Source organism: Collinsella sp. AM40-7AC, assembly GCF_003468125.1.
Taxonomy (GTDB): Bacteria; Actinomycetota; Coriobacteriia; order Coriobacteriales; family Coriobacteriaceae; genus Collinsella; species Collinsella aerofaciens_O.
Genome location: NZ_QSGK01000006.1, coordinates 90,664 through 115,099, shown reverse-complemented (window position 1 = coordinate 115,099; position 24,436 = coordinate 90,664). Strand labels below are relative to the sequence as shown.

Here is a 24,436-nt window from a genome sequence, read left to right as displayed (position 1 = left end):
CCAGGGGGCCGGACCGCCCGTCCCTAAACCTGCCCGACAGCGCGATATCTCGTCGCCCGAGCGCGCCCCTCTTTAACGAGTGCGCCTTCCTCAAGCAAACCGTTGATAACCCGCAGCGTCACGTCGCGCCCAGTTCCCAGCGCGTCCGAAGCATCCTGGCGCGTAAAACCGCGGGGCCGCTCAAGGGCAAAGCGAATCAAGGTGCGAGCGTATCCACCACGTCGCTCGTCCGAGACATCCTGTAGCATCGCGGACGCCTTGCACGCAACATCAAAGCCAAGCTCCTCCACGAGCTTGGCACGCACCTCGTGGCCGCAGTCGCCATTCATCGACACGTGCCCCTCTCGCTGCGCTTGCACGGATGCAAACGCCTGCGAAACATCGGGCGGCAGTGCCCCTTCCCGCTCGAGCTGCTCATAATCGCTGTAATCCCCACGCAAGTTGGGACCGCTATTGCCACGAGGCGTCAGATAGGAATTGCGCACGGCGTTGACGTTGGGCAGCGACAACCTAAACATTGCAGGGTAGGCGCAGACCTCGGGTTCCAACCCTTCCGCCTCATAGAGCGCACGGATCCCCTTGAGGCCCGTTCCAAACGCCTCAACCATCCCCAGACGCAAAAAGAGCAGTTGCAGCTTTGGATTCCGAGCGTCCGAGCCGCCCGCAAGCGCCTCCTCGACGCTGATGTGCTGCGGCCCTCCCGCATTGGTAAATTCAAGCGCCGTACGGCTCATCTTGATAAGAGACGCCACCGAAGATTCGTAGTCGCGATGGATAAACAGGTTCAGAATTCCCTCTCGAACAGCCTCGCGGGGATAGTCGTCCTTATCTATGCGATCGAGCCTTCCCGGCACAAAGTACATACGCGTTGCGTTCGATATATTGAGGAACCGTTCGATATCCTCTATCTGCCTGAAGATCGAGCCCTCGCCATCCTGACGGTCGATAAACTCGGTATACGCATCGTCGTTGAAGAGGCCAGCGCGGACTGCAAAGGGGTTTTGGTCAGAGACCAGCAGTGCCAAATTGGTGTAAAAGCCCAGTTCATCGATAAGGCCGAGATTCTTTTGAGAGGTTTGGTCGAACGTAATCTCCGCGCGCCTAAAGACCCGCTCGGCTTCAAAAAACGTCAAGCTCTGTTCATGAGAGCGTGCGGTCTCAAAATAATCGCCGTCGGTGCGCTTGATCATCGAGCGGATCTGGGCCATCTCGATGGGCACGTTGGCAGGACCTAGGCGCCGATATACCCCGGCGGGAACAAATCCCTTCGAGCACAGGCAGTACGGCTTGTGAGGACCCGCTTCCACCTCGATTTTCACCAACGCTGCGCCATCGATGTCCAATGCGGAGACCGTCGTGATTTCAGAAACGTCGGGATACACGCCATCGGTTATTGCATTAGAGCATTGAAGCATGGTGGCATCGATATCGTCCACGCCGATGATACTGCCAAAATCGTCGATTCCGATATACAAGGTACCACCATTCGAATTGGCAAACGCCACCACAGCTTTGAGCAGCTTAGGGGTAAATGTGCACTTGAACTCCACGGTCTCACTTTCAACAAGCTGCATGCAACCCCCTATCATCGACTATCGACGATTCTAGACCAACTATCGACGATAAGCAAGGCCCCTGGTACCCTCGCTTAGACCCGAGTGCCCGCGTGCAACGCTGCCCGCCGCACGCAAAAGGGCCCGCCAGCGTGTGCGCCAGCGGGCCCCAAGTCATATCGACACTACCCCGTGTGCCTGCAACCGCCTCTACTTGCAGCGCGCCTTGGGCTGCTGTTGGGTGATGCAGTGGATGTTGCCGCCACCATAGATGACCTCGCGCGTCATGATGCCGATGACCTCGCGATCCGGATAGGCGGCTTGGATATCCTTGAGTGCCTGGGCATCGTTGGGGTCGCCAAACTGTGGCACCAGCACCGCCCCGTTGATGGGCAAGAAGTTGAGGTAGCTGGGCTCAAAGGCGTCCTCGGGAGTACGCGGCAGCACACCCTCGACCGGATCGATGGTCGATGCCTCCTCCTCGGTCATATATACCGAGGTCGCAGGCATAATCACCTTGTGGATCTTGAGCTTGCGGCCACGAGCATCCGTCGTCTCGGAAAGCGTCTTATACGCCTCTTGGCACTCCTTGTAGAACTTATGGTTGGGATCGTCGGTCCACATGCAGCAGACCTCGCCGGGCGCACTAAAGCATGCGACGTCGTCCACGTGGCCGTTCGTTTCGTACGGATCGATACCGTCCTTGATCCAGATAACCTTCTCGATACCGAGATACTCAGAGAGCTTCTCCTCAATCTGCTCCTTGGTGTACTGCGGGTTGCGGTCCTCGTTGAGCAGACACATCTCGGTGGTCACGACGGTGCCTTGACCATCACAGTTGAACGAGCCGCCCTCGAGGATATAATCCTCGGGACGATAGCGGTTAACCTGCTCGAGCTGTGCCACCTGCAGGCCAATGGAAGCGTCCTTGTCCCACGGGAAATACAGGCCGTCAGTGAAACCGCCGTAAGCATTAAAGTGGAAGTGCGAAAGAGCAACCTCACCATTGTCATTAACGAGGAACGCCGGGCCGGGGTCGCGAATCCAGCTGTCGTTGTACTCCATGTGGATAACGCGCACGTTCTCAACGCCGTCGAAGATCTCACACACCGCGGGGAAGTCTTCGGTGTTGACGCCCACAGTGATGGGCTGAAAACGTGCAACGGTCTTGATGATCTCAGCGAAGACCTTCTGCGCCGGCTTGGCGCCGCAGCGCCACACGTCGGAGCGGTGCGGCCACAGAATCCAGGTACGCTCCTGCTCCTCATACTCGCCGGGCATATAGAAACCGTCTTTTTTGGGCGTTGATTCGCTCTCGTAAATGGTCTTCATGTTGGCTCCTCACTTTGGGTCGAACCTGTTTGATGACACCCCCATTGTGCTGCGGCGACAACGGCGTCTCAATGGACCTTGGGTACCCATTCGGCAGCCAAAAGTCGACCGTTCACTGACCTAAAGTTCTAGTGGACCGGCACGCATGCCATACTGGCTAGATGGCACGAAAGGACTCCCCATGACACATGCGAACAACGCAGATAACCAGAACGTTGAGCTCTTTGCTCAAGATTGGACCGCTCTCAACGAATGCGCGCTGTGGACACATGAGCAGGGGTCGCTCAGCGCACTGCAGGAAGGCCTACTCAAACGCATCGCAGACGTGATTGCGCACCGTGTCTCGATGTTCGATATCGCCCAGACGGGGGCTCACGGACAAACGCAATTTGTTCGCCCCGTCGCATACGGAATGTCCGCACAGGCGCTTGATGATTATTACGAACGCTACGCCGCGTATGACTACACCATTTGGAGCTTTGACACGCGGGTGGTCGATGTATATCGCGATCTGGACCTGGTGGATGTCGAGCGCCGCAATGGCACGCCCATCTACCTGGAATGGATGCAGCCCCTGGGAATTTATTATGGCTGCACGGCCACACTGGCGCACAAGGCCACGCCGCTCGGCTCGATTACGCTGTTCCGCGCCGAGCAAGACGGCGACTTTACCGATTCGGAGCTCGAGATCCTCCGCCAGATTGCCCGGCACCTGAGCGTGCGCCTGCATCAGCTACTCCCACACGGGTATGCCGAGGGCGCAGATGAAAGCCCCGCCAGCGTGCTTGCCATCAAGGCCGCTCTGCTCCCCCGCGAAGGCGAGGTCCTCAAGTTCATGCTCACCGGCAAGACCAACCACGAGATAGCTGTTGAGCTCTATATCTCCGAGTCGACCGTCAAAAAGCACGTCAACGCCATCTACCGCAAACTCGGCGTCAAAAACCGCATGGGTCTCATGGCGCTGCTGCAGCCGTAGTGCACTCCCCCTCGGGACGGCATGGATCCACTTTGGTTTACAAACGGCGGACGAGCCAGTTGTAAATGACTTGGCCGATAACAGATGATGTTGACCAACTGTTATCGGCCAAGCGGATATCAACATGCAGCCTTTGTTTGCAGAAAAACCTGAGGCCCTAAAGGGATGAAATCTAATAAAAGGTCCTCGGTAATTACCATAATCTTGTAGTAGTGTTTTCCACAATCTTATAGTAGCCCAGTTCAGAAGCGTTATTTATAGAACCGAAATCTCGGACCCTAAATAACAATAACCACCACAATGGGAACTGTCCCCATTGTGGTGGCTTGCAGACGAGTTGACTTATTCGACTATCGCGCGCCGGCCGTGTCCGAGTCTAGAGCGTGGCAAGTCGCTTAGATTCGCGGACGGCGAGGGCGATGGAGATAAGACCAGTGATGGCGTCAGCCGCCACCAAGGCAAACCAGACACCCTGAACGCCCATCATGTTGCCAAGCAGGTACATAAGCGGCACGGAGCAGATCACGTAGCGAAGCAGACCGGTGAACGTGGCGATACCCACCTTCTCAACCGCCTGGAAGTACATCGACATGGTCATGGCAAGATAGCCCAGGGCCACGGCCAGGATAACGATGCGCGTGGCGGTGGCGGCAACCTCGACGAGCGCCGGGTCGCTACCAGCAAAAAAGGCGCAGACCGGCGTTGCGGCCACCCATAGCACAGCAGACACCGCAGCAAGCGTCACGACCTGGTACTTAAGCGTGCAAGAGAGCGTTTCCTTGAGGCGCGTCCACGCCTTGGCGCCGGCGTTGAAGGCGGCAATGGGCTGCAGGCCGTACGAGAAGCACTGGGCGACCATCATGGTTATGTAGAGGATATAGCCGTTGATCACACCAAAGGCCGCGATGTAGAGCGAACCCATGTCGCCGCCGAGCTGGCCAAGCAACGAGTTGGCAACGGTGTTGAAGATGAACGTGGCAGCTTGCACCAAAAAGAACGGGAAACCAATCTTGATGATCTGGCCGCAGATGGCCATGTCGAGTTTGAGGTCGGCGGCGCTGATCTGGAGCTGCGACTTCTTACCACCGATGAACCAGAAGATACCGATGGCCCAGATACCGATGGAAAGACCGTAGTACACGCCAGCTCCCATAACGCCAAGCTTGAGTACAAACGTGGAAAGCGCAAGCCAGCAGATAGCGACGATGGCAGACACGGTCATGAGGTTGGCCTGGATCTGAACCTTCTCGTCCACACGCATGACGGCGGTGACCATCTGACCAATGACCGTGAGCGGCAGCAGCACGGAGAAGGTGCGCACGCCGGCAACGGTATCGGCCATGATGTCGGGCGTGGCACCGAAGAATGCGCAGATGGGCTCGGTAAACACAGCCATCACCACAGCAAGCAGCACACTCACAATCGTGGTAAGCCAAAAGCCCTGGCTAAACGCCTTGCTGGCGCCCTTAATGTCGCCGGCACCCAAAAGGTTGCCCACCACGGCGGGCACGCCGGTGCCAAACAGGTTACCAAAGGCCAGGTTAATGTACTCGACCGACATGATGATCGAGACACATGCCAGGCCGTGGGCACCCAAGCCCCAGCCCATGACAAGGCCCTCCAGGACCACCATGATGATTTGGGCAAGCATACCCTGGCCGGTGATGATGGTGTACTTGCGCACCAGGCCGGGAATCGGCTGCGAGGCAAGCTCACGCTCCTCCTCAACAGCGGCGGTTGTTTCTTCTGCCATTGTTCTCCCCTTTCCATGAGAGATTGATGAATGGATGGATGGATGGGCGGCACGCACAGGCTGTGGCACCGCCCAGCGATGCAGCAGCCCCGCTAGGCCTCGTAGACCACCTTGCCGGCAATCATCGTGAGAGACGCCGTGGCCTCGAGGACCTCAGCCGGTTCGCAGTCAAAGAGGTTGCGGTCGAACACGCAGATATCTGCCTGCTTGCCGCACGCGAGCGTGCCGATGCGGTCCTCGGCATGCATGGCGTAGGCGCTGCCATAGGTGTAGGCGCGCAGAGCCTCGGCCATGGTAATGCGCTCCTGGGGGAACCAGCCCTCAGGGTTGGAGCCGTCCTCGAGCATGCGGAAGACCGCGCCGTACACCTCCTCCATGGGCTCCAAGCCCACAACGGGGAAGTCACTGCCCAGGTGCACCACGGCTCCGCTGGCAAGCAGGCTATGCAGGGGCCACGAAAGCGCGGCACGCTCGGGACCCACGGCATCGTCCTTGGCGAGATCGGGCATATCGAGCAGCATGTGCCACGGCTGCATGCCGGGGCAGACGCCGAGCTCGGCATAACGCGGCATATCCTCGGGTTGAACCGTCTCGTTGTGCTCCATGGAGTGGCGACAATCCCGCTTGCCATGCAAGCGCTCGCCCTCCTCAAAGCAATCGAGCACAAAACGCACCGAGCGATCGCCGATTGCATGGATGCGCGTGTCAACGCCCCATTCCTGCGCCCTCAGGATGGCAGCACGGATGCGCTCCGGCTCCTCCGCGGGCTCACCACAGGTGTCGGGTGCGTTGCTATAGGGTTCAAGCATCCAGGCGGTATGGTCGGAGCACACACCATCAAGGAACTGCTTAAAGCCGTGCCACTCCACCTGCGTACCCGGGAAGGCGTATTTCTCCTTGATCTGCTCGAGCGTCAAGGACTCGTTTTCGAACAGGTCGGTGTACAGGAACACGCGCAGCGGCAAGTCGCCCTTGGCATTAAGACCTGCCAACACCGCATACGGGTTTTCCATGCTCACAAACGTAGGATTGACCATGCCGACCGTAGTGATTCCCAGGGCATTGGCGCGCCGGGCGGTTTTTGCAAACGACGCGTCAACAACCTCGGGCGCTGGGTCGTAGACCTCGTCCATAAAGAAGGCGCCGGCGTTGTTGGAAAACACGCCCGTCAGATTGCCCTCGGCATCCTTAAGGATCTTGCCGCCTGCGGGATCGGGCGTCTGCGAAGTTACTCCCACCTTGTTGATGGCGCAGGTATTGGCGCTAAAGGTATGCAAGTCAACCTGCTGCAGAAAGACCGGGCGGTCGGAGATGTACTCATCGATCATCGCGGCCGTGGGCATCTCGGGGACATCCCACTGGAACTGGATAATCTGGCAGCCCAGAATCCACTCGTTATCGGGATGGTCGGCCGCAAACGCCACGACACGTTCCATCGCCATCTCAAAACTGGTGCAGTCAATGAGGTTGACGGCAAAATCGGGGTCGGTCATAAACGCGCCCTGGGCAAAATGCGTGTGCGAGTCGATCAGGCCGGGCATGACGAGCTGGTCGCCAAAGTCGCGCACCTCGGTATCGGGACCGATAAACGGTGCCAGGTGAGCATCGTCACCGCAGGCAACAATCTTATCACCGCGCACGGCAACGCCGCCCTTAAACGGCTCGAGCCCATCGCCGGTAAAGACGGCGTTGCTCTTGATAACTACATCAGCCTTGTCCATGTGAGCCTCCTCAGGCATCTTTGGTTGCAACGCGGACGCACCGCCCGCGTGGGCACTCGGTTGGGAGCGTAGCGCTCCCGCATCGGCGCGTGCCTACAAGCCGTGCTCGGACGTCTGTCCCACGTCCGCGGCTTCGCGCTACACCCATTGATACACAGGGGCAAATCCGTGCCAAGGCCAGGGACCGCAAACGGTCAGTTTAAGCAGGTTTACACGCTTTACCTGCAGGTTTATTGTCTGAGATTATTACCGCGTCATTACGCCCAACGGCGTGCCCGCCCACACGGCAAGACCCGCATGCAAGAAAGAATAGGACTAGGAACGCCAAAAGGCATCTATGAGGTCATCTCGGTTGGAGACGCCGCTTTTAACGTAGATGCGATGCAAGTGTGCCTTGACCGTGCCAGGGCTGATGACCAACTCGCTGGCGATGTTTTGGGCGTCGTTGCCCTTCAGCACCAGCGTGAGCACTTCCTGCTCACGTCGCGACAGCTTGTGGGCATCGGCATAGATCACCACACGCGATGCGAGGTCGTCCCCAGAGCTTGCGCTCTGGGCCGCCACGTCCTCATCGGCACGCGGATGACGGGCATACACACGCAGGATATGGCTAAACTGGCAAAAGAGTTGGACCGCACATACCACGAGCAGCACGTTTTCGGAGATATTGCGCTCGGACAGATACCACAAAAAGAGGCTGATGACGGGGTTTTGAGAGTCGGGGCGGCAGAGCAAAATCATGTAGGTGTCCTCGGCGATTACGCAAAACGCAAGAACGAGTGCCACCTTCCAAAAGAGCTTTGAGCGGTCGAGGTCGAGTTTCTCAACACGCGTGGCCCTGTGCCGGTAATGCCAGGCGGCATAGGCAAGACATCCTACATTGCCCAGGTCACGCGTGAGCCAAAAGAGATACTGCTGCATCTCTCCGGCAGCACCGCTGCGAGGCACCAGCAGCAATTGCAAGATTGAAAACGGCACGATAGCAAGTCCGAGCATGCGCGACGTCGGCCTTTTGCGCAAGCGCGCAAACATCCATAGCACCACGCAGGCATAGATGGCAATACCAAGCACGCAGCGCAGCAAGGGGTGCTGCAGCGGCTCGCTAAAGGTAACGGCGTAGTCGTATTTGAGCCGATTGTACTCGTCAAAAAAGATGACCGACATATCGAGCATATAGAGCAAAAAACCCGCCGCGGCCACGAGGCTGTCGCGACGGCGCGTCATGAGCCAAACCACCAATGCCACGGCACTGGTCACCAGAGCCACACCCATGATAATCGTGGTGTAGATATAGAACGCGAAACTCATGCCCGCCTCCCCTGTCTAGATGCTGTGAGGATGTTGACAGATTCTTTGCCGCAAGATTAGACTCACCGATTAAACGTACTGTATCGTTTAGATAAACAAGCTGTGTCTCACCGATGAAAGGAGATGCCATGACACCGATCGCTCCGCTCAAGATGCTCGTCGCGCCCGCCGCCAAGGCCATCACCCGACTCGGTTCTTCCATGACCTACGACGATGTCCCCTGCGCCGTTGAGGCGCGTTCGGACAGCTGCCCCTACCTGGGCCACGTCCCCTACTTTGCACCCAAGCTCGCATCTGATCCCGAGCAGCGTGAGCAGTAATCCAAGATGCAACTAGCGCCGCACAACTCGCGGCGCTACTGTTTTGGTGCAAAGCGACCTGTCCCCCTTGCGCCAACGCCGGGATTGTCGATGCTGCGGCCGCGGCGCGATATGAGGCGCGAAACCTCGCCCAATAACAGGCCAATCACTACGCCCGCGAGAATCGGCAACTTTGCCATCTCGGCAGGTGAGCTGTTGAGCGGCACAATCGTAGCAACAATCGAAAGCACGAGCTCCACCACGGGAATCGCAAGCGCCACCGCGAGCACCTTGCCCTCGAAAGGCGCACGGAACACACGCGAGCGATTATCGTGCTTGCGCAGACGCCAAAACGCTGGGAACATGGGAATATAGCTCATGAGCAGAAAGACGACGTTCATCGAGAAGAAGACCCAAAAGACGTCGGAACCCTCACCCAGCGGAATCTGGAGCAGCAGCACCAGACTGGCAAAACAGCCGTTAATGAGCGCCGAGCCGTTGGGCATGCCGGTCTTTTTGGACACCAGCGCAAAGGGGCGCGGCATGTTGCCGTGACGTGCGGCATAGCTCGCTACGTTGTTGACGCCAAAGCTCCAGCAGATCATATTGGCGAACAGCGTCACCAAAAAGGCCACGCCCACGACCATCGTCAGCGGGTGGGTGCGCCCCACCATAGCGGCGACTGCGTCCACAATGCCCGAATCGAGTGAAAGCTGCTCGGTGGGAACCGCGGCTCCAATGCCAATGCCACAGATGATGTAGATCGCCGCAATGGCCACGCCACCGGCAATAACCGCCTTGGGGATATCACGCGACGGGTTCTTCATCGTGCTGGCAAAGGTCGCGACCACTTCGAAGCCCATAAAGTTGAACAGGATAATCGATAGGTACGTCAACGAATTGGTGTCGCCCAGATCTGGAATGAAGGTCTTAAACGACATGTCGTTGGCAAAGCCGTTATTGCAGGCAAACCAAATGCCGACGATTCCCACCGCAGCGGTAATGAGCACCTTGATGACGGCGCCGCCGTCCATAACCCAATCGGCCTCCGCCACCGGCTGCATTGCCATGACCGTGACGCCCCACACAAAGGCAATCTCGATGGCAATTCGGATCCCGAGTGAAAACTCGATACCCCACACCGCATTAATGACACTGGGGAACATGCAGGCGATACTTGCCACCCACAGCGGAAAGTTAACCCAGTAGCACCAAGAGCAACGGGCGCCCCAACGGTCGCCCAGGCCCAAGCGAACCCAATCGTACAGGCCGCCCTCGGAATCAAACGCCGTACCCAGCTCGGCCACCACCAGACCATAGGGAAGCAAAAACGTAATGATAAGGAAAATCCACCAGAAGAACTGTACGTTACCCATGGCAGATGCCGGAGCCGCCGCCTCGATGGTAAACACGACGCAGATAACCGAAAGGATGACCTCGATCAGGGAGAACTTTTTACCTGCCATGGCGCGCGCCCCCTACAGCAAAAAGGATGGCATCTGTACCGAAGGCGCAGCCCAAGGTAGGGTTGCAGGCCGCGTCACCGGTGCAGGTGCCATCCCAGAGAGAGGAGAGGATGCATTTGTTGGACCAACGCTCGCGGAACAGGCGCGTGTAGATAACGATACGCTGGTACATAGATACTCCGATCAAAACGGCCGCGTTCACGACCGATAACTTTCGGCAATTGAAGACGCGTCTGACCTGGGAAATTCAAGCGAACAATTGGCCTAACCCGCAAAAAATCCCAGGCCAGACGCGTACTCAATCAAAGAAAAGGGCACTCCGAAGTGGAGGCAACGGAGTGCCCAAAGAAAAACCCAACCGACCAAGACATCGAATAAACCGACCATCAATGCCCCGAGATGGTCCGATTCACCGACCGTCCGATTGATCGGCTGGGTTCCCGAAGCATCACGGCTCGGAAAGTCAGACGTTTACTCGGCGTGCTCAGGTGCGCCAGATTGGCGCGAACGAGGAGCGTAGCGTACTGACGCTACGTAAGCGACGAGTGAACGCCAAGGTGGCGTGCCTGAGTTACGCCGAGGGCTCCTGCTGGGTAATGCAGTGGATATTGCCGCCGCCGAAGACGACCTGCTCGGACTGAACGCCGATGCACTTGTAGACGCCCTCGCCCCAGACCTCGTCATAGATCTTCTGGAGCGTGTCAACGGCCAGCTGGTCGTTCTCGTCGCCGTACTGCGGGACGATAACGCCGTGGTTGGTGACCAGGTAGTTCATGTAGGAGGCGATCAGCGGCTCGTCGGGAACGCGCGGCTCGGCGTTCTCGTCGGCGTCGATGGTGTCGCAGGAAGCCTGGTCCATGAACAGCGGGTTCACAGGCATGCAGAGCTTGTAGACCTTCATCTTGCGGCCCTTGGCGTCAACGGCGTTGGAGAGGGTCTCGTAGGCAGCGTGGCACTGCTCGTAGAACGGATACTCGGGATCGTCGGTCCAGATGCAGGCCATGACGCCCGGAGCGATGAACGTGGCGACGTCGTCGATGTGGCCGTTGGTCTCCTCGGGGTCGATGCCCTCCTTGACCCAGATGACCTTCTCGACGCCCAGGTAATCCTTGAGGTGCTCGTCCATATAGGCGCGAAGCTCCTCGCTCCAGGGCTCAAACTTCTTGTGGAACTTGGGCCAGATGGACTCGGGATCCTCTTCCTCCTCCAGAACCGCAGAGCAGGTGCGGCCCGGGGAAAGCAGGCACTGGTCGGTCACGACAAGGGTGCCCTCGCCGTCGACGGTGATGGAGCCGCCCTCGAGAATCATGTCGTCGGGACGATAGCGACGGCAGCCGGAGAGCTCAGCCATCTTGAGGGCGATCTGCTCGTCCTTGTCCCACGGGAAGTACAGGCCGTCGACGAGGCCGCCGTAGGCGTTGAAGTGCCAGTGGTTGGCGCGCTTCTCGCCCTTGCCGTTGATGACGTAGGTGGCGGCGGTGTCGCGGAACCAGGCGTCGTCGGTGGTCATCTCGATAACGGTGACGTTCTCGTCGTTCTCGAAGACGGCCTTGCAGTTGGCATAGTCGACCTGGTTGGCGCACATATAGACCGGGGTGAACTCGGAGATGGCGCTGGCGATGGCGGCATACTGCTTCTGAGCAGGCTTGGCGCCGTGGGCCCAGGTGTCGGTGCGGTGGGGCCAGCCCATCCACACGCGATCCTGCGGGGCGAACTCGGCGGGCATAAAGAAGCCGTCGGCCTTGGGGGTGGACTCGGACTCGGTGATCGTACGCATAAGATTTCCTCCAAATCGAACGATCGTTTGCCGCGGGCGGATTACCCGCAGCCTAAAACCAAGAGATAGTGGGCGCCCGTCCCCCGGCAAAGGTCGGGGCGCCCGGTGCCGGTTTTCACGGAGCCGCACCGACGAGCGGCAACGTAACCAAGTGCGTGGAGACAAACGCACGAAGGATACGAGAGAGAGGTTGGGGCGGGCGGTGGCTACCGGAGCTATCGCTCGCACCCGCCCCAGGAAATAGTGAGCAAATTTGTCGCTTTGGGCACGCCCTCGAAGAGGCTAGAGTGCCCAGAGTCGGGAGCGACAAGCCCGACGAAGCGCACGTTGGTACGCGAGGAGGGTTGGAGCCCCAGAACCGGGAGCTCTAGTTCTCCTCGGCCTCGGCAGCCTCCTCAGCGAGACGCTGAGCTGCCAGCTCGGGAGTGAGGCCCTTGTACTCGGTCTCGCGGCCCTTAGCGCTGACGACGCGGACAACCTCGCCGATGAGCAGAAGCACGATGAAGATAACGATCATCGGGAGCTTGTCGCCAATTTCAGCGGCAGAGAGCGGCACCAGCGTTGCAACGATGGCCAGGATCAGCTCGATGCAAGGGATGGCCAGCATGACCTTCATCATGGCACCCTTAAACGGGAACGTGAAGATGCGCTCGCGGTCGGGGTCGTTCTTGCGAAGGTTGAGGAACGCCGGGAACATCGGGATGTAGGTCAGCAGCAGGAAGACGACGGAGGTGCCGAAGAGCATCCAGAAGACGCCGTTGGAGATGGCGTCGATGGGAACGAGCTGCAGGCACAGCACCAGGGAGGCAACGACGGCGTTGACCAGGTTGGCGCCGTTGGGCATGTCGTCATCCGAAATCATCGAGGCGAAGACCTTGGGCATGTTGCCGTGCTCGGCAGCGTAGCGAGCAACGGAGTTAACGCCGAAGGACCAAGCGGCCATGTTGGCGAACAGGGTGATCAGGAAGGCGATGCAGATGACCTTAAAGATCATGGAGTCGCCCACCATAGTCTGGACTGCGACGATCATGCCGTAGTCGGGATCGATGGAGTCGGCCGGCACGGCGGCGCCGATGCCAAAGCCAGCGAACAGGTAGATCACGGCGATGGACAGGCCACCGACGATGATAGCCTTGGGGATATCGCGAGCGGGATCGGCCATGTCGTCGGTCATGGTGCAGATGACCTCGAAGCCCATGAAGTTAAAGATGATGATCGACAGGTAGCCGAGAGCGTTGGTGTTGGTGAGCTCGGGCAGGAAGGTGGCAGCGAACATGTCGTTCGCAAAACCGTTCTCCATGGCATACCAAATGCCCAAAGCGCCAACGATAACGGCGACGGCGACCTTGATGATGGCGCCACCGTTAAGGACCCACTCGGAGTCGGCCGCCTTGGAGCGGCCCATGAGGTAGACGATCCACACAAAGGCAAGATCGATACCCATCTTGGCGATCAAGTTGAACTCGACGCCAAAGACCATGCCCAAAATGTCGGGGAACATGGTAGCCAGCGAGGCGATCCACAGCGGGTAGTTGACCCAGTAGTAGTACGAGATGCGGGCGCCCCATTTGTCGCCCAGGCCATCGCGTACCCAGTCGTAAATGCCGCCCTCGCCGTCATAGGTGGTACCGAGCTCGGCGACAACCATGCCGTAGGGAAGCAGGAAGGTCAGGATCAGGAAGATCCACCAGAAGAACTGCTGGTTGCCAATGGCAGCAGCAGGAGCGGCGGCCTCGCAAACGAAGACGACGCAGATGATGGTCGAAATGACCGTCAAGAAGGAAAGCTTTTTCTTTCCGTCGCTCATGATGAGCTCCTTCGCTCAGTCTTGGACAGATCCGAGGCCCTAAGGTATTAAGGCAATTGCTTGGGCCTCGGTGAGCGGGCGACAGGAGACGAGCATCCGCCGCCCGCAAACGTGCTTTTAGAAGCCTTGAGGCTTAGAGCTGCTCGAGAGCCTCGAGAGCGGCGTGGAGCTCAGCCTTGGCGGAGTACTCGACACCCTCGTCGTTGAGCGGGGTGCGCTTGCCCAGGGCGGCAAGGAGAGCACGGATGGAGTGCTTGCGGTTCTCGGCCTCGACCCAGCACAGGGAGCGCTCGGGATCGTCCATGACTTCGTCGACGACCTCCTCGTTGCGGGTGGCCGGCAGGCAGTGCATGAACTTGGAGTTGGGGCCGGCAAAGTTCATCATGTCCATGGTGACCTGATACTTGGGATAGAACACGTCCATGTAGTTCTCGCCCGAGACCTCCTCGTCGTACAGGCCATACCACACGTCGGTGTAGATGAAGTCGGCGCCCTTTATGCACTCGATGTCGTCGGAGATGACGATGGAGCCACCGGAGACCTTGCAGTTCTCCTCGGCGATGGCCATCATCTGCTTGCCGAACTCGGCGCGCTCCTCGACGGTGCCAACGTGCAGGCCGCCGTCGGGGATCTGGTGGCCCTTAGGTCCAAACTGGACAAACTTCATGCCGACCTTGGAGGCGATGAACATGAGGGAGACGCAGACCTGGGTGGCGTCGCCGATGAAGGCCAGGGTGCAGTCCTCGATCTTCTTGCCCTCGGGGAGGTTCTCGAGCATGGTCATGAGGTCGCCCATCTCCTGCGTGGGATGGTTGAACTCGGACATGCCGTTAATGACGGGCACAGCGGAGCCCTCGGCGAGGCCGACGACGTCCTTGTGACGGTCAACGCGAGCCATCATGATGTCGAGCAGGTCGCCCATGACGCGAGCGGTGTCGCCCAGGGACTCGTGGCCACCGAGCTGAATGGTGCCAGGGCCATAGAACTGAGCGTGGCCGCCGAGGTCGCACATGGCGGTCTCGAAGGAAAGACGGGTGCGGGTGGAAACCTGCTGGAAGATCATGCCAAGGCTCTGGTTGCGGAGCAGGTGCGGATAATAACCGTCAACCTTGATGGCCTTCTTCATTGCCAGGCCAAGATCCTCGATAGCCAGGATCTGCTCTTTGGTGAAGTCGTTGGTGTCGATGAAATCCTTAGGCAACGCCATGTCGATTCCTTTCCGCCGGTCGTGCCGACTATTGCTATGAGGCGCTCGAACATCACGCCTCGTGTTGACAAGACCATCATTCACCCGTATGCAATTTTTACCTAGTTTATTCGGGATTAAAGACCGTTCACGGAGTTACACCCCCTCTAAACCAATATAAACCCGCAGGTAGCCAGCTTGCAGGGGGTTTACTACCTAGAACCGCGAACGGCATACGGCTATGCTGTATCTCGGCGCCTAATCCGCAATGGAACGAAGGGTTGAGACGTCTATATCCCACAAGGTATACAGGGCTCGGCCATAGATGAAATGAGATGGGAGGGTGGCAGATGAACACCCTGATGTTCTTCTATACCCTAGCGATACTCGTGATCTGTATTGTGACGGCAGTGCTTTCGCTTGCCGCCTATGCCTCGTCTCGTCGACGCTTCTTTATCTATGGCAGCGGCGTTTTTATTTGCTATGCCATCGAGATGACCGAGATCTTCTTTTTTGAATACACGTTGCAAAACCAGAGTTTTCCAGCCAGCGACTATTACTCAATTACCATGCCTGTGTTGCGGACCCTTGTGGCGACCGCTTCACAAGCTTTTATCTGGCTCATTGCCATGGACTTGCTCGACAAACATTCAAAAAAGCAGTTTGTTATTCCCGTCGCAACGTTCTTCCTGAGCGAGCTGCTGATCATTGTCGCTGTCCCCTACGGCCCCATGCATCAATGGCTCTACTACACGATGCGTCAGGTATTCCTTGTATTTGTGGGACTGTATATCTTTTGGACGGCGCATAAAAGCACGCAGGTCGAGCTTAAGGCGCGCGTCAACAATCAACGAAAGCACCTCATTATCGGCGCCATTCTGGTCGGGTGCATCGTTGCCGAGGATTTCTACAACATCCTTGTTGTTCCCATGAGCCTGGCACCCTCTTGGCTGCAGCTGTACCTGTCCGAGCGCAACTTTAGCGAGAACATCTTTGCGTGCTACTTTGCGATTCTGCTGATCATCTATGCCTATCACGTGCTTTCGATTCGCATGCAGGAGGCGCCCGAGGAAAAGAACGTCAGCGATCTTGATCGACACATCGAAGAGCAGATGCCCTTCTATCGCAACGCCTACAAGCTCTCCAACCGCGAAACCGAAGTCATGCGTCTGGTTGTGTTGGGCAAATCGAACCAAGAGATCGCTGACGAGCTCTTCCTTGCCGTGGGTACCGTCAAGACCCACATCCACAACATCCTGGTCAAAACCGAGCAGCAAAACCGTACGACCCTGATCCTCCACTTTTGGAAACGATAACCTACCAAAAAGGGACAGGTTTATTTTGGCAGGTTTTATCTGGGCAAATGCCAAAACCGCCGCGAGGGAGCTACTTTCCCTCGCGGCGGTTTTCTAGCAGTAAAACCAAGTGAGTAGGCTTTTGGCGGGATGCCGAGCACGCCCCAAAACGCCACAGCGCTGACCTGCGGTTTTATTGAGCACTTGTCGTGATATGCTCGGCAGATCCAAAAAAGCCTACTCACTTGGTTTTGAGGCGCTCCAGATAGGCGAACAAGCGCCGCGAAAGGGATCCGATCCTCTTCGCGGCGGTTGTTCGCGCTGGTTTTGAGGCGGTTTTGCCCGCTTGCTACTCGCTGTAGCGGGTGGCGATGGCGGCTCGCACCATGCCGGTGCTCATGAGGTAGGTCACCAGGAAATAGCCGCCATAGGCTGCCAGGAAAATCGCACATGTGAGGCCCGCCGTGCCGCCGATGCTCATGTTGCCAAACGTGCTCACCAGCTCGATGATCACCTTGAGCGCCACAAAGGAGTGCGCCAGACCCACTGTCAGCGGGAACAGGAAGAACACCGCTTGCTGCGCCATCACCGAATGGCGAATCTGGCGGTCGTCACAGCCGATCTGCGCCAGCACGCGATAGCTGCGGCTTCCGTCGGCCACATTGGAGAGCTGCTGGATCGACAGAATTGCCGCACATGCAACGACCAGTACAAAGCCAATATAGATGGCTAGATAGCTAATCATGCCGTTCATCTGCGCCGCCTGCGTATAGATCTCGGAGCGTGTCATGAAGATTCCCCACGACCCCGGCTCCTTGCCGTCAACGAGCAGATTGTCGAGCATGGTGTATTTAATGCTCTCGTCTGCCTTGGTCACATCCATCCCCTGCTTGTAGTTAACGAGCAGATTACTGGAATACGGCTGCAGGTTAAGCTGGGACAGCAGCTCGTCGGCTACGACCACGGTACCGGGATTGCTGCCGAGTGCCGAGTTGGCGATGGCAGCCGTGTCCTCGTCCGACTTATCGGCTGCGGGCTTGAGCTCATGTCCGCCCAAGGTGAGGGTATGGCCCCCAGCCATGTACTTGGTGTACAGGTCGCCCAACTCGCCGCCCATATCGCACGTAAGCAAGTACTGGTCGCGGCCAATGTTCACCGGCTCCTCGCCCATCATCTGGCGCAGTTTGTTGTACTGGCTCGCCGGCGTCACAAACAGGCCCATATCATCGGCATTGCTACCCTCGAGCGCCTTGGGGAGCTTTTCGCCCATGGCCTTGCACATCTCGCCCGCCGTCACCGAAGGATCCGAGCCGCCAAGCGTATAGCTCAGATACGAATCAATCTGCACATGCTCGCCGGCAACATCGGCGATATTGACCTTCTTTCCGGCCTCGTTGCCATTATCTGCCGACTTGCCCTTGATACTTTCCGCAACGTTATCGGGATCGATACGGTCACCGTGCCATGCAGCGTACAAATCGACCGTTGCGTCTGCCAGCACCATGCGATCGGCCTCGGAAGGATTGACATACTTCTTGTAGTAGTCGAGCCTATCGGACGCGTAATAGATATACGTCTGCGACATATCCGCCGGCGTATAGCGCTCCAGGTTCTCGTTCATCACGTTGGCGATCGACATGCCGCAGGTCACCGAGGTAATGGCCAGAAACAGGATCATCGCGATAACGCCCATCGAAAAGCACACCGTGTTGACCTTGGCCGCAAGCTGGCGCACGGTAAACATGTTGAGGCCGCGCCAATACACGCTGCGCAGGCTCTGCAGCAGCTTGATGAGCATGCCCGAAAGTCCCCAAAATAGGGCAAAGGTACTCACCGTAACCATGGCCGTGGTGATACCGAACTGGTTCATGGCCTCCTGCAGCTTACCCTCCGTCGCGGTGAGCGGGAACCCGTCGCGCAGCAGACGGTAATAGGCCACGCCCACCAGCACCACGCCCACGACAAAGATGGCAATCGCGATCCAGGGGTTGCGCGTCTTGATGCTCTCGTTGCGACGCTCGGCACCCATAAGCTCGATGAGCCTGGTGCGGCGCACGGCGCGAAGGTTCAGCAGCAGCGTGAGCACAAACATCACGAGCATGCAGGCAAGGGTCAGGTTGAACGCATGCACCGAGAAAAAGAAGTGGAAATTAGCGATCTGCGTCTTAAAGAGCGAGGCCGTAAAGAATGTCATGAGCTGGGAGAGCCCCACGCCCAGCACAATGCCGGCGACAAAAGCGCCGACCGAAACAAATACGGTCTCGAGCGCCATGATCGTGGCGACGCGCCCGCGGCGCATGCCGAGCACCTGGTACAGGCCGAACTCCTTTTTGCGGCGCTTCATGATGAAGTTGTTGGCATACACCATCAAAAAGGCCATGACGCCGGCCAAAAAGTACGTCAGGTAGCCGAGCATGCTGCCCATGAGCTCGGACAGTCCCTCCTCCTTGATGCCGGCAATGTCGACCTGCATCGAGACGGTATTGAAGGCATAGAAGACCGTGACACCCAGGGTGAGCGTCAGCAAGTAGACAAGGTAAACGCGGCCGGCGCGGCGGACGTTGCCCCAAGCGAGTTTACAGAGCATCGGAGCCCTCACCGCCCATCATGGCAACGACCTCCATAATGCGGTCGAAGAACTCTCGGCGGTCGGTGTCGCCGCGGCGCAGCTCGGTGAAAATCTTGCCGTCGCGGATAAACAGCACACGGCTCGTGTAGCTGGCGGCAAAGCTGTCGTGCGTGACCATGAGCACGGTGGCGCGCAGACGGCGATTGAGCGCCTCCAGGCTCTCGAGCAGCAGGCGGGCGCTCTTGGAATCGAGGGCGCCGGTGGGCTCGTCGGCCATGATCATAGTTGGGTCGGTGACGAGTGCGCGAGCCGCGGCAACGCGCTGTTGCTGACCGCCGGACATCTGGTAGGGATACTTGTCGAGCACCTGACTGATAGACAGACGCGCGGCTACATCCTGCACGCGGGTCGAGATCTCTGCCGAGTTTGTGCGGGCGATGGTGAGCGGCAGGGCGATGTTCTCGCGCGCCGTGAGCGTATCGAGCAAGTTGGAGTCCTGGAAGATAAAGCCCAGCTCCTCGCGGCGGAACTGCGAAAGCTTGGCCTGCTTCATGCGCGTCACATCCTGGCCGTTGATGCGAATGGTGCCGCTCGTGGCGCTATCGATGGTCGACACGCAGTTGAGCAGCGTCGACTTGCCCGAGCCCGAGGCGCCCATGATGCCGACGAATTCGCCGCGGTTGACGGTAAAGCTGACGTCGTTGAGCGCGCGGGTCACGTTGCCCAGTGTTCCATATACCTTTTCGAGATGCGCGACCTCCAGTACCGGGGTCGCCGTTTGCGTGGTTTGCATACCGAGTCCTTTCTTGCGATTAGTCTACGGCATCTATAGTCGCAAGGAGCCGAGTCGGCTACCATCGATATGGCTTACGCTTGCCTTACCGTTGTGTAAGGTAGTGCAGGGAACGTTTTGATGTTGAGGAAGGGCTCCTGTTGAAGACTGTTCATGTTGCCGCTGGGATCATTCGCAAGGAAGGATCTGACGAGCTGCTTGCCGTGCAGCGCGGCTACGGCAACATGCAGGGACTATGGGAGTTCCCGGGCGGCAAACTTCTGCGCGGCGAGACACCCGAAGACGCCGTGCGCCGCGAGCTTATGGAAGAGCTACAGGTAAAAGTCACCAACCTGCGTGATTTCTACACCGTTGAGTATGACTACCCCGATTTTCATCTCTCCATGGAGTGTTACTACTGCTCGCTCGCCGATGAATCCGATGAGCCCCAGAAACACGACCGCCAGCTTGATATCCGCTGGATTCCACGCACCTCGCTTGCCACGGTGGAATGGATGCCCGCCGACAAGGGGCTCATTGATGCTCTGATTGAGTTAAAGGAAGATCGGCTTGAGGCAAGCTCCGCCGATGACGCCGCGCCCAACACAACCGACAAACCCGCCACCAAACCCAAGCGCGCACCTAAACGCCGCAGCAAAAAGCGTCCCAAGCCCGGTCTGCTCGACGGCATCGATACCTCGGACCTCTCCGCTGACGAGCGCGAACTGGTCCGCCGTCGCGCCGCCATCAAAAAGTCCATGAAGGGCAACAAGCGCGCCAACACCAAGCCCGAGCTGCTCGTACGTCAGCGCCTACGGGCCGCGGGCCTTACGGGCTATCGTTTGGAATGGAAGGTACCCGGCAAGCCCGACATCGCCTTCCCCGGCCGCAAGATCGCCATCTTCGTCAACGGTTGCTTTTGGCACCGCTGCCCCAAGTGCAACCCAAGCCAGCCCAAGCGCAACGTTGAGTTTTGGGAGGCAAAGTTCCGTCGCAACGTCGAGCGCGACCGTGCTGCTGTGGCAGCGCTCACTCAAATGGGCTGGACGCCCATAACCATCTGGGAATGCGAACTCAAAAAAGACCGCATCGACGCCACGATGGAAAAGGTCATCGAGCAGGTGCGCGCCACAGAGCCGCAGCGCTAACAGCGAGCATTCACACGCTCCGCACGTCCGCGCCACATCCACGTCACAAACCTTAGAAAGCCCTTAAGCTCAAAACCTTTCAAGAGTGTTACTCGATACCTCTGACCTGCAGTTTCATCGTAACACTAAACCAGGTTAAGCCTTTCTTTAGCGCTTCCTTATCTGCGCTCGCGGCATAATACTGCCAACGCACGGGACCTAGCAGCACACCCCGTGCGCAATCTTTTGGTGGACATCGAGGAGGCCGCATAAGCATGCATTCTTCCAATGACGCAGCACAGCAGCCATCCCTAAAACATGCAAACCTTTTCTCCTTCCCCCCGACGCAGAGAAACGGCCTCCTCGACTCCCCCACCACAAAAACCAAGCGCTCAGCCGATCAGAGCCTCAACTTACGAGCATCCTTCGAAAAGCTCCAAGCATCCCTAGACAAGGCGTTCCCCGAACAGGCAAGAGCAATCTAAGCCCATCGCGCTTTATACTGATGCCATGCGAAACATGGATCACATAGAATTGCACCGCGGAGGACGCGAGGAAGCGTTTCCCGAGACCGCCGAAGACTGGCCCTATATTGCCGAACGCGCAGAATTCGCTCGCTATCCGGGCAATTCCGTCCCCTGGCACTGGCATTCCGAGGTTGAGCTTTTCTACATGGAGCAGGGAGCGATTGACTATCGAACGCGCGCGGCTCATGAGCACGTACGCTTTGAGGAAGGGTCCGCCGGCTTTATCAACGGCGGCGTTTTGCACAGCACGCTGCAATCACCCAATTCGGCACCAGCCATTCAAATGTTGCATATCTTTCAGCCGTCGATGCTCGGCGATCCCGCGGGACGCCTTCAAAAGCGCTATATCAATCCTTTGCTGCAATGTCGAGACGTCGATGTGCTCAAATGGTCGCCCGCCAACCCCGACGATATGCCCTTCATCGATTTGCTAAAGAGTTCCTTTAACCACGACCTTCAACGGCCGCAGAACGAGATGGCGCTTCGGAATAGCTTGTCAGAGCTCTGGATTCAGATTTACGCCAAGGCCGAACCGCTCTTTTCCTCCGACAACGCCTCTTGGATGACCAGCCGCGACGTACAGTTCAAGGCAATCCTGGACTTTATCCGCGCAAACTATGCAGCCGCTGTAGATGTGCCCCAGATGGCATCTGCAGCCGGCGTAAGCGAAAGAGAGTGTTACCGCATTATCGAAGCTTGCGCAGGAACGACCCCGGCGGCATATCTGCGCGCATACCGCGTAAACCGTGCTTGCGAACTTTTGGCACACACCACGCGAACGGTTCAGACAGTCGCGCGCCAATGCGGCTTTGCGACAGCAAGCCATCTTGGCCAGGTATTTAAAGAACAAATGGGATGCACTCCTTCGAGCTATCGAGCAACGAGGCAGAATCTCGATAGTACCAGGCAGAAATCCCGCTAGCCCTTCTTCTGTCACTGCATCAAACTTGCAGGCAAACAACAGAGAGGAGCAATCATATGAAGCACTTTGACCATATCGTATTTGACATTGATGGGACATTGGCAGATACAGAAGAAAGCGTTCTATCATCGCTTGTCCAGATTGTCCAAGAAGAGACCGGCAAAACGCTCCCCCGACACGAGCTTGAATTTGCCCTCGGCATACCCGGCAAGGATGCCCTTGAGAAACTTGGAATCTACTCGCAGGCAACGTTGGATCGCTGGTGCCAAGTTGCCGCCAGCTTTAAAAGCACCATCAGCGTGTTTCCAGGTTTGCTTGAAGTCATCGCAACACTCGCCGATAGCGGCTGCAAACTTGGCATCGTCTCCTCACGTGCACGCGACGAATACACAGACGAAATTGCACCCCTTGGCTTCGATAAGTTTTTTGAACACATCATCCTTGTCGAAGACACAACCGAGCACAAGCCTTCGCCCGCACCCATGCTCGAATATCTACGACGTACGGGCGCGAATCCTGGCAACGTCGTCTACGTTGGCGACACCGTCTACGACGAACAATGCGCAACTTCAGCAGGGGTCAGTTTTGCCAGAGCGGCATGGGGATCACACCAAGACATCCCAAACGCCACCTACAACCTCAAAACCCCCAACGACCTACTAACCCTAACAACCAAATAACCCACGCGTCCCACCCTTTCAGCCCCAACACCATAAGGGCGATTGAGCAGAACGGCTTGGGCGGGTCCCCGTACTTAGTTTCCAAAATCATTCCGCAGCGCGAAAGCTTCTTATTATTTTCCGCCCTAACGCCACAAGGGCGACGACCTCGAGTAGGTCAGCTTGGGAGGGACGAGGGCTTAGTTCCCCAATCTTTCCGCAGGGGGCAAAAAGCCTCGCCGCACGAAGTGCGCAGCGAGGCTTTTTGCATGCCCGAGGACGATTGGGGAACTAAGCCCTCGTCCCTCCCCGGGATATGTAGCGAGTCGGAGTACCCTTGCTGTTACTCTGCTTTGCCCACGGAGTTGAGGTTGGTCATGCGGATCTTAACCAGCTCAGTGATCTCACGCATGCCCTCCTTGGCCGGCTTCTTGGGATCGAAGCAGGCGGGGTTCTCGGCCATGTAGGCCATGAAGCCCTTGGTGTAGGCCTGACGCAGCTCGGTGGCGTAGTTGACCTTGCAGATGCCGTTCTTCACAGCCTCGGCAACCTGCTCATCGGGCACACCGGAGGTGCCGTGCAGGACCAGCGGCACGTCGACGGCGTCGCGAATGGCCTTGACCACGGACTGCTCGATGTGAGGATCGCTCGTGTACACGCCGTGGCTGGTGCCAACGCCAATAGCGAGGGAGGTGCAGCCAGTGCGCTCGACGAACTCCTTGGCCTCGGCCGGATCGGTGTAGGGGCTCTCGCCCTCAACCGCGGGACCGTCGTCCTCCTTGCCGCCAACCTTACCGAGCTCAGCCTCGACGGGCACGCCCATGGCGCGGCCAGCGTCGGCGACGGACTTGGTCAGGGCAATGTTGTCCTCGAAGGACTCGTGCGAGCCGTCAATCATGACAGAGGTGTAGCCGGTGCGGAAAGCCTGCATGCAGCGGTCATAGCCATCGCCGTGATCGAGGTGCAGGGCGACGGGCACGGAAGCGCGCTCGGCGGCAGCCTTGACCATGCCGTAGAAGTAGTCCAGACCAGCGGTCTTGATGGTGCCCGGGGTGGTCTGCATGATGACGGGGGACTTGGTCTCCTCGGCAGCGGCCAGAACGGCCATAACAAACTCGAGGTTCTCGACGTTGAACGCGCCGACGGCGTAGTGGCCGGCCTGAGCGTCCTTGAGCATCTTTTCGGTGGTAACAAGTGCCATGAGCGTTTGCTCCTCTCCCTCGCCCGCATCTGGACATCGGGCGTACGTGTCCGCAAGGCGTTTTACCTTGCATTTTGCTGCGCCCATTGTATGAAAATCGCATCTGTCGCATGTACGAGATATCGCCGGCACGCAGGCCAAAACGCTCGTTTTTGAAAAGCAAACGGAAGGGATTCAGGCTAAATT

Annotated in this window: 19 protein-coding genes; 6 read left to right on the top strand and 13 right to left on the bottom strand. The window is 58.1% G+C overall.

Going from position 1 to position 24,436, the window contains the following annotated elements; translation table 11 throughout:
* Nucleotides 1-23 precede the first annotated feature (23 nt).
* Together DW892_RS06660 and aguA are read right to left on the bottom strand one after the other, a co-directional pair.
* Entirely contained in the window at nucleotides 24-1,574 is a 1,551-nt protein-coding gene (locus DW892_RS06660; RefSeq protein ID WP_158565744.1) for an RNA-binding domain-containing protein, read from the bottom strand.
* A 189-nt stretch (nucleotides 1,575-1,763) separates the two neighbouring features.
* The gene (gene aguA / locus DW892_RS06655; RefSeq protein WP_117766517.1) at nucleotides 1,764-2,885 is read right to left on the bottom strand and encodes an agmatine deiminase; all 1,122 of its coding nucleotides are present in this window, start codon (nucleotides 2,883-2,885) and stop codon (nucleotides 1,764-1,766) included.
* Between the two features lie 181 nt (nucleotides 2,886-3,066).
* On the opposite strand from aguA, the gene DW892_RS10645 reads away from it, so the two are divergent.
* Nucleotides 3,067-3,861: a LuxR C-terminal-related transcriptional regulator gene (locus tag DW892_RS10645; protein WP_304999786.1), complete on the top strand. Its 795-nt coding sequence runs from the start codon at nucleotides 3,067-3,069 to the stop codon at nucleotides 3,859-3,861.
* Nucleotides 3,862-4,237: 376 nt separating this feature from the next.
* Here the strand turns inward: DW892_RS10645 and DW892_RS06645 are convergent, their stop codons facing one another.
* The 3 genes from DW892_RS06645 to DW892_RS06635 all read right to left on the bottom strand — a co-directional run bounded on the left by DW892_RS06645 (nucleotide 4,238) and on the right by DW892_RS06635 (nucleotide 8,643).
* On the bottom strand, nucleotides 4,238-5,614 hold the full coding sequence (locus DW892_RS06645) for an MATE family efflux transporter (protein ID WP_117766513.1): 1,377 nt from the start codon (nucleotides 5,612-5,614) through the stop codon (nucleotides 4,238-4,240).
* Between the two features lie 92 nt (nucleotides 5,615-5,706).
* Nucleotides 5,707-7,335, bottom strand: coding sequence for an amidohydrolase (locus tag DW892_RS06640; protein ID WP_158567039.1), 1,629 nt, complete (start codon nucleotides 7,333-7,335; stop codon nucleotides 5,707-5,709).
* Nucleotides 7,336-7,650: 315 nt separating this feature from the next.
* Complete coding sequence (locus DW892_RS06635) at nucleotides 7,651-8,643, bottom strand: helix-turn-helix transcriptional regulator (protein WP_117635774.1); 993 nt, start codon at nucleotides 8,641-8,643, stop codon at nucleotides 7,651-7,653.
* A gap of 128 nt (nucleotides 8,644-8,771) precedes the next feature.
* Here DW892_RS06635 and DW892_RS06630 point away from each other — a divergent pair, with 128 nt between their 5' ends.
* Nucleotides 8,772-8,963 carry a hypothetical protein gene (locus DW892_RS06630; RefSeq protein WP_117766509.1) on the top strand — a complete coding sequence of 64 codons (192 nt, stop codon included), beginning with the start codon at nucleotides 8,772-8,774 and terminating at the stop codon, nucleotides 8,961-8,963.
* A gap of 35 nt (nucleotides 8,964-8,998) precedes the next feature.
* Here DW892_RS06630 and DW892_RS06625 read toward each other — a convergent pair whose 3' ends face one another.
* The 5 genes from DW892_RS06625 to ptcA all read right to left on the bottom strand — a co-directional run bounded on the left by DW892_RS06625 (nucleotide 8,999) and on the right by ptcA (nucleotide 15,199).
* Nucleotides 8,999-10,408: an APC family permease gene (locus DW892_RS06625; protein WP_117766507.1), complete on the bottom strand. Its 1,410-nt coding sequence runs from the start codon at nucleotides 10,406-10,408 to the stop codon at nucleotides 8,999-9,001.
* Nucleotides 10,398-10,610, bottom strand: a complete 213-nt coding sequence (locus DW892_RS06620; RefSeq protein WP_118384937.1) for a hypothetical protein — start codon at nucleotides 10,608-10,610, stop codon at nucleotides 10,398-10,400. The genes DW892_RS06625 and DW892_RS06620 overlap by 11 nt, the downstream gene beginning before the upstream one ends.
* A gap of 369 nt (nucleotides 10,611-10,979) precedes the next feature.
* Nucleotides 10,980-12,185 carry an agmatine deiminase family protein gene (locus DW892_RS06615; RefSeq protein ID WP_117766505.1) on the bottom strand — a complete coding sequence of 402 codons (1,206 nt, stop codon included), beginning with the start codon at nucleotides 12,183-12,185 and terminating at the stop codon, nucleotides 10,980-10,982.
* A 367-nt stretch (nucleotides 12,186-12,552) separates the two neighbouring features.
* Complete coding sequence (locus DW892_RS06610) at nucleotides 12,553-13,992, bottom strand: APC family permease (RefSeq protein WP_117766503.1); 1,440 nt, start codon at nucleotides 13,990-13,992, stop codon at nucleotides 12,553-12,555.
* A 133-nt stretch (nucleotides 13,993-14,125) separates the two neighbouring features.
* Complete coding sequence (gene ptcA, locus DW892_RS06605) at nucleotides 14,126-15,199, bottom strand: putrescine carbamoyltransferase (RefSeq protein ID WP_117766501.1); 1,074 nt, start codon at nucleotides 15,197-15,199, stop codon at nucleotides 14,126-14,128.
* 329 nt (nucleotides 15,200-15,528) lie between these two features.
* Between ptcA and DW892_RS06600 the strand changes: the two genes are divergently transcribed.
* A complete protein-coding gene (locus tag DW892_RS06600; protein ID WP_158555268.1) occupies nucleotides 15,529-16,494 on the top strand; it encodes a response regulator transcription factor in 966 nt (321 codons plus the stop codon).
* 328 nt (nucleotides 16,495-16,822) lie between these two features.
* On the opposite strand, the gene DW892_RS06595 is transcribed toward DW892_RS06600, so the two are convergent.
* Together DW892_RS06595 and DW892_RS06590 are read right to left on the bottom strand one after the other, a co-directional pair.
* Complete coding sequence (locus tag DW892_RS06595; protein ID WP_117766497.1) at nucleotides 16,823-19,060, bottom strand: FtsX-like permease family protein; 2,238 nt, start codon at nucleotides 19,058-19,060, stop codon at nucleotides 16,823-16,825.
* Nucleotides 19,050-19,835 carry an ABC transporter ATP-binding protein gene (locus tag DW892_RS06590; protein ID WP_117766495.1) on the bottom strand — a complete coding sequence of 262 codons (786 nt, stop codon included), beginning with the start codon at nucleotides 19,833-19,835 and terminating at the stop codon, nucleotides 19,050-19,052. Before DW892_RS06590 ends, DW892_RS06595 begins: the two co-directional genes overlap by 11 nt.
* Before the next feature lie 140 nt (nucleotides 19,836-19,975).
* On the opposite strand from DW892_RS06590, the gene vsr reads away from it, so the two are divergent.
* The 3 genes from vsr to DW892_RS06565 all read left to right on the top strand — a co-directional run bounded on the left by vsr (nucleotide 19,976) and on the right by DW892_RS06565 (nucleotide 23,070).
* A complete protein-coding gene (vsr, locus tag DW892_RS10580; protein WP_233514497.1) occupies nucleotides 19,976-20,962 on the top strand; it encodes a DNA mismatch endonuclease Vsr in 987 nt (328 codons plus the stop codon).
* 498 nt (nucleotides 20,963-21,460) lie between these two features.
* Nucleotides 21,461-22,390, top strand: coding sequence for an AraC family transcriptional regulator (locus DW892_RS06570; protein ID WP_158567038.1), 930 nt, complete (start codon nucleotides 21,461-21,463; stop codon nucleotides 22,388-22,390).
* Nucleotides 22,391-22,446: 56 nt separating this feature from the next.
* The gene (locus DW892_RS06565; protein WP_117766491.1) at nucleotides 22,447-23,070 is read left to right on the top strand and encodes an HAD family hydrolase; all 624 of its coding nucleotides are present in this window, start codon (nucleotides 22,447-22,449) and stop codon (nucleotides 23,068-23,070) included.
* Nucleotides 23,071-23,392: 322 nt separating this feature from the next.
* Here DW892_RS06565 and DW892_RS06560 read toward each other — a convergent pair whose 3' ends face one another.
* On the bottom strand, nucleotides 23,393-24,250 hold the full coding sequence (locus DW892_RS06560) for a class II fructose-bisphosphate aldolase (protein ID WP_022095149.1): 858 nt from the start codon (nucleotides 24,248-24,250) through the stop codon (nucleotides 23,393-23,395).
* Nucleotides 24,251-24,436: the final 186 nt, after the last annotated feature.

Bases quoted from the DNA above. Each gene is read 5' to 3' on its own strand.
- DW892_RS06625 (WP_117766507.1), bottom strand. From the start codon at position 10,408: ATGGCAGGTAAAAAGTTCTCCCTGATCGAGGTCATCCTTTCGGTTATC.
- DW892_RS06630 (WP_117766509.1), top strand. From the start codon at position 8,772: ATGACACCGATCGCTCCGCTCAAGATGCTCGTCGCGCCCGCCGCCAAG.
- DW892_RS06610 (WP_117766503.1), bottom strand. From the start codon at position 13,992: ATGAGCGACGGAAAGAAAAAGCTTTCCTTCTTGACGGTCATTTCGACC.
- ptcA (WP_117766501.1), bottom strand. From the start codon at position 15,199: ATGGCGTTGCCTAAGGATTTCATCGACACCAACGACTTCACCAAAGAG.
- DW892_RS06590 (WP_117766495.1), bottom strand. From the start codon at position 19,835: ATGCAAACCACGCAAACGGCGACCCCGGTACTGGAGGTCGCGCATCTC.
- DW892_RS06660 (WP_158565744.1), bottom strand. From the start codon at position 1,574: ATGCAGCTTGTTGAAAGTGAGACCGTGGAGTTCAAGTGCACATTTACC.
- DW892_RS06635 (WP_117635774.1), bottom strand. From the start codon at position 8,643: ATGAGTTTCGCGTTCTATATCTACACCACGATTATCATGGGTGTGGCT.
- DW892_RS06615 (WP_117766505.1), bottom strand. From the start codon at position 12,185: ATGCGTACGATCACCGAGTCCGAGTCCACCCCCAAGGCCGACGGCTTC.
- DW892_RS06600 (WP_158555268.1), top strand. From the start codon at position 15,529: ATGAACACCCTGATGTTCTTCTATACCCTAGCGATACTCGTGATCTGT.
- aguA (WP_117766517.1), bottom strand. From the start codon at position 2,885: ATGAAGACCATTTACGAGAGCGAATCAACGCCCAAAAAAGACGGTTTC.
- DW892_RS06565 (WP_117766491.1), top strand. From the start codon at position 22,447: ATGAAGCACTTTGACCATATCGTATTTGACATTGATGGGACATTGGCA.
- DW892_RS06595 (WP_117766497.1), bottom strand. From the start codon at position 19,060: ATGCTCTGTAAACTCGCTTGGGGCAACGTCCGCCGCGCCGGCCGCGTT.
- DW892_RS06640 (WP_158567039.1), bottom strand. From the start codon at position 7,335: ATGGACAAGGCTGATGTAGTTATCAAGAGCAACGCCGTCTTTACCGGC.
- DW892_RS06645 (WP_117766513.1), bottom strand. From the start codon at position 5,614: ATGGCAGAAGAAACAACCGCCGCTGTTGAGGAGGAGCGTGAGCTTGCC.
- DW892_RS06560 (WP_022095149.1), bottom strand. From the start codon at position 24,250: ATGGCACTTGTTACCACCGAAAAGATGCTCAAGGACGCTCAGGCCGGC.
- DW892_RS10645 (WP_304999786.1), top strand. From the start codon at position 3,067: ATGACACATGCGAACAACGCAGATAACCAGAACGTTGAGCTCTTTGCT.
- DW892_RS06570 (WP_158567038.1), top strand. From the start codon at position 21,461: ATGGATCACATAGAATTGCACCGCGGAGGACGCGAGGAAGCGTTTCCC.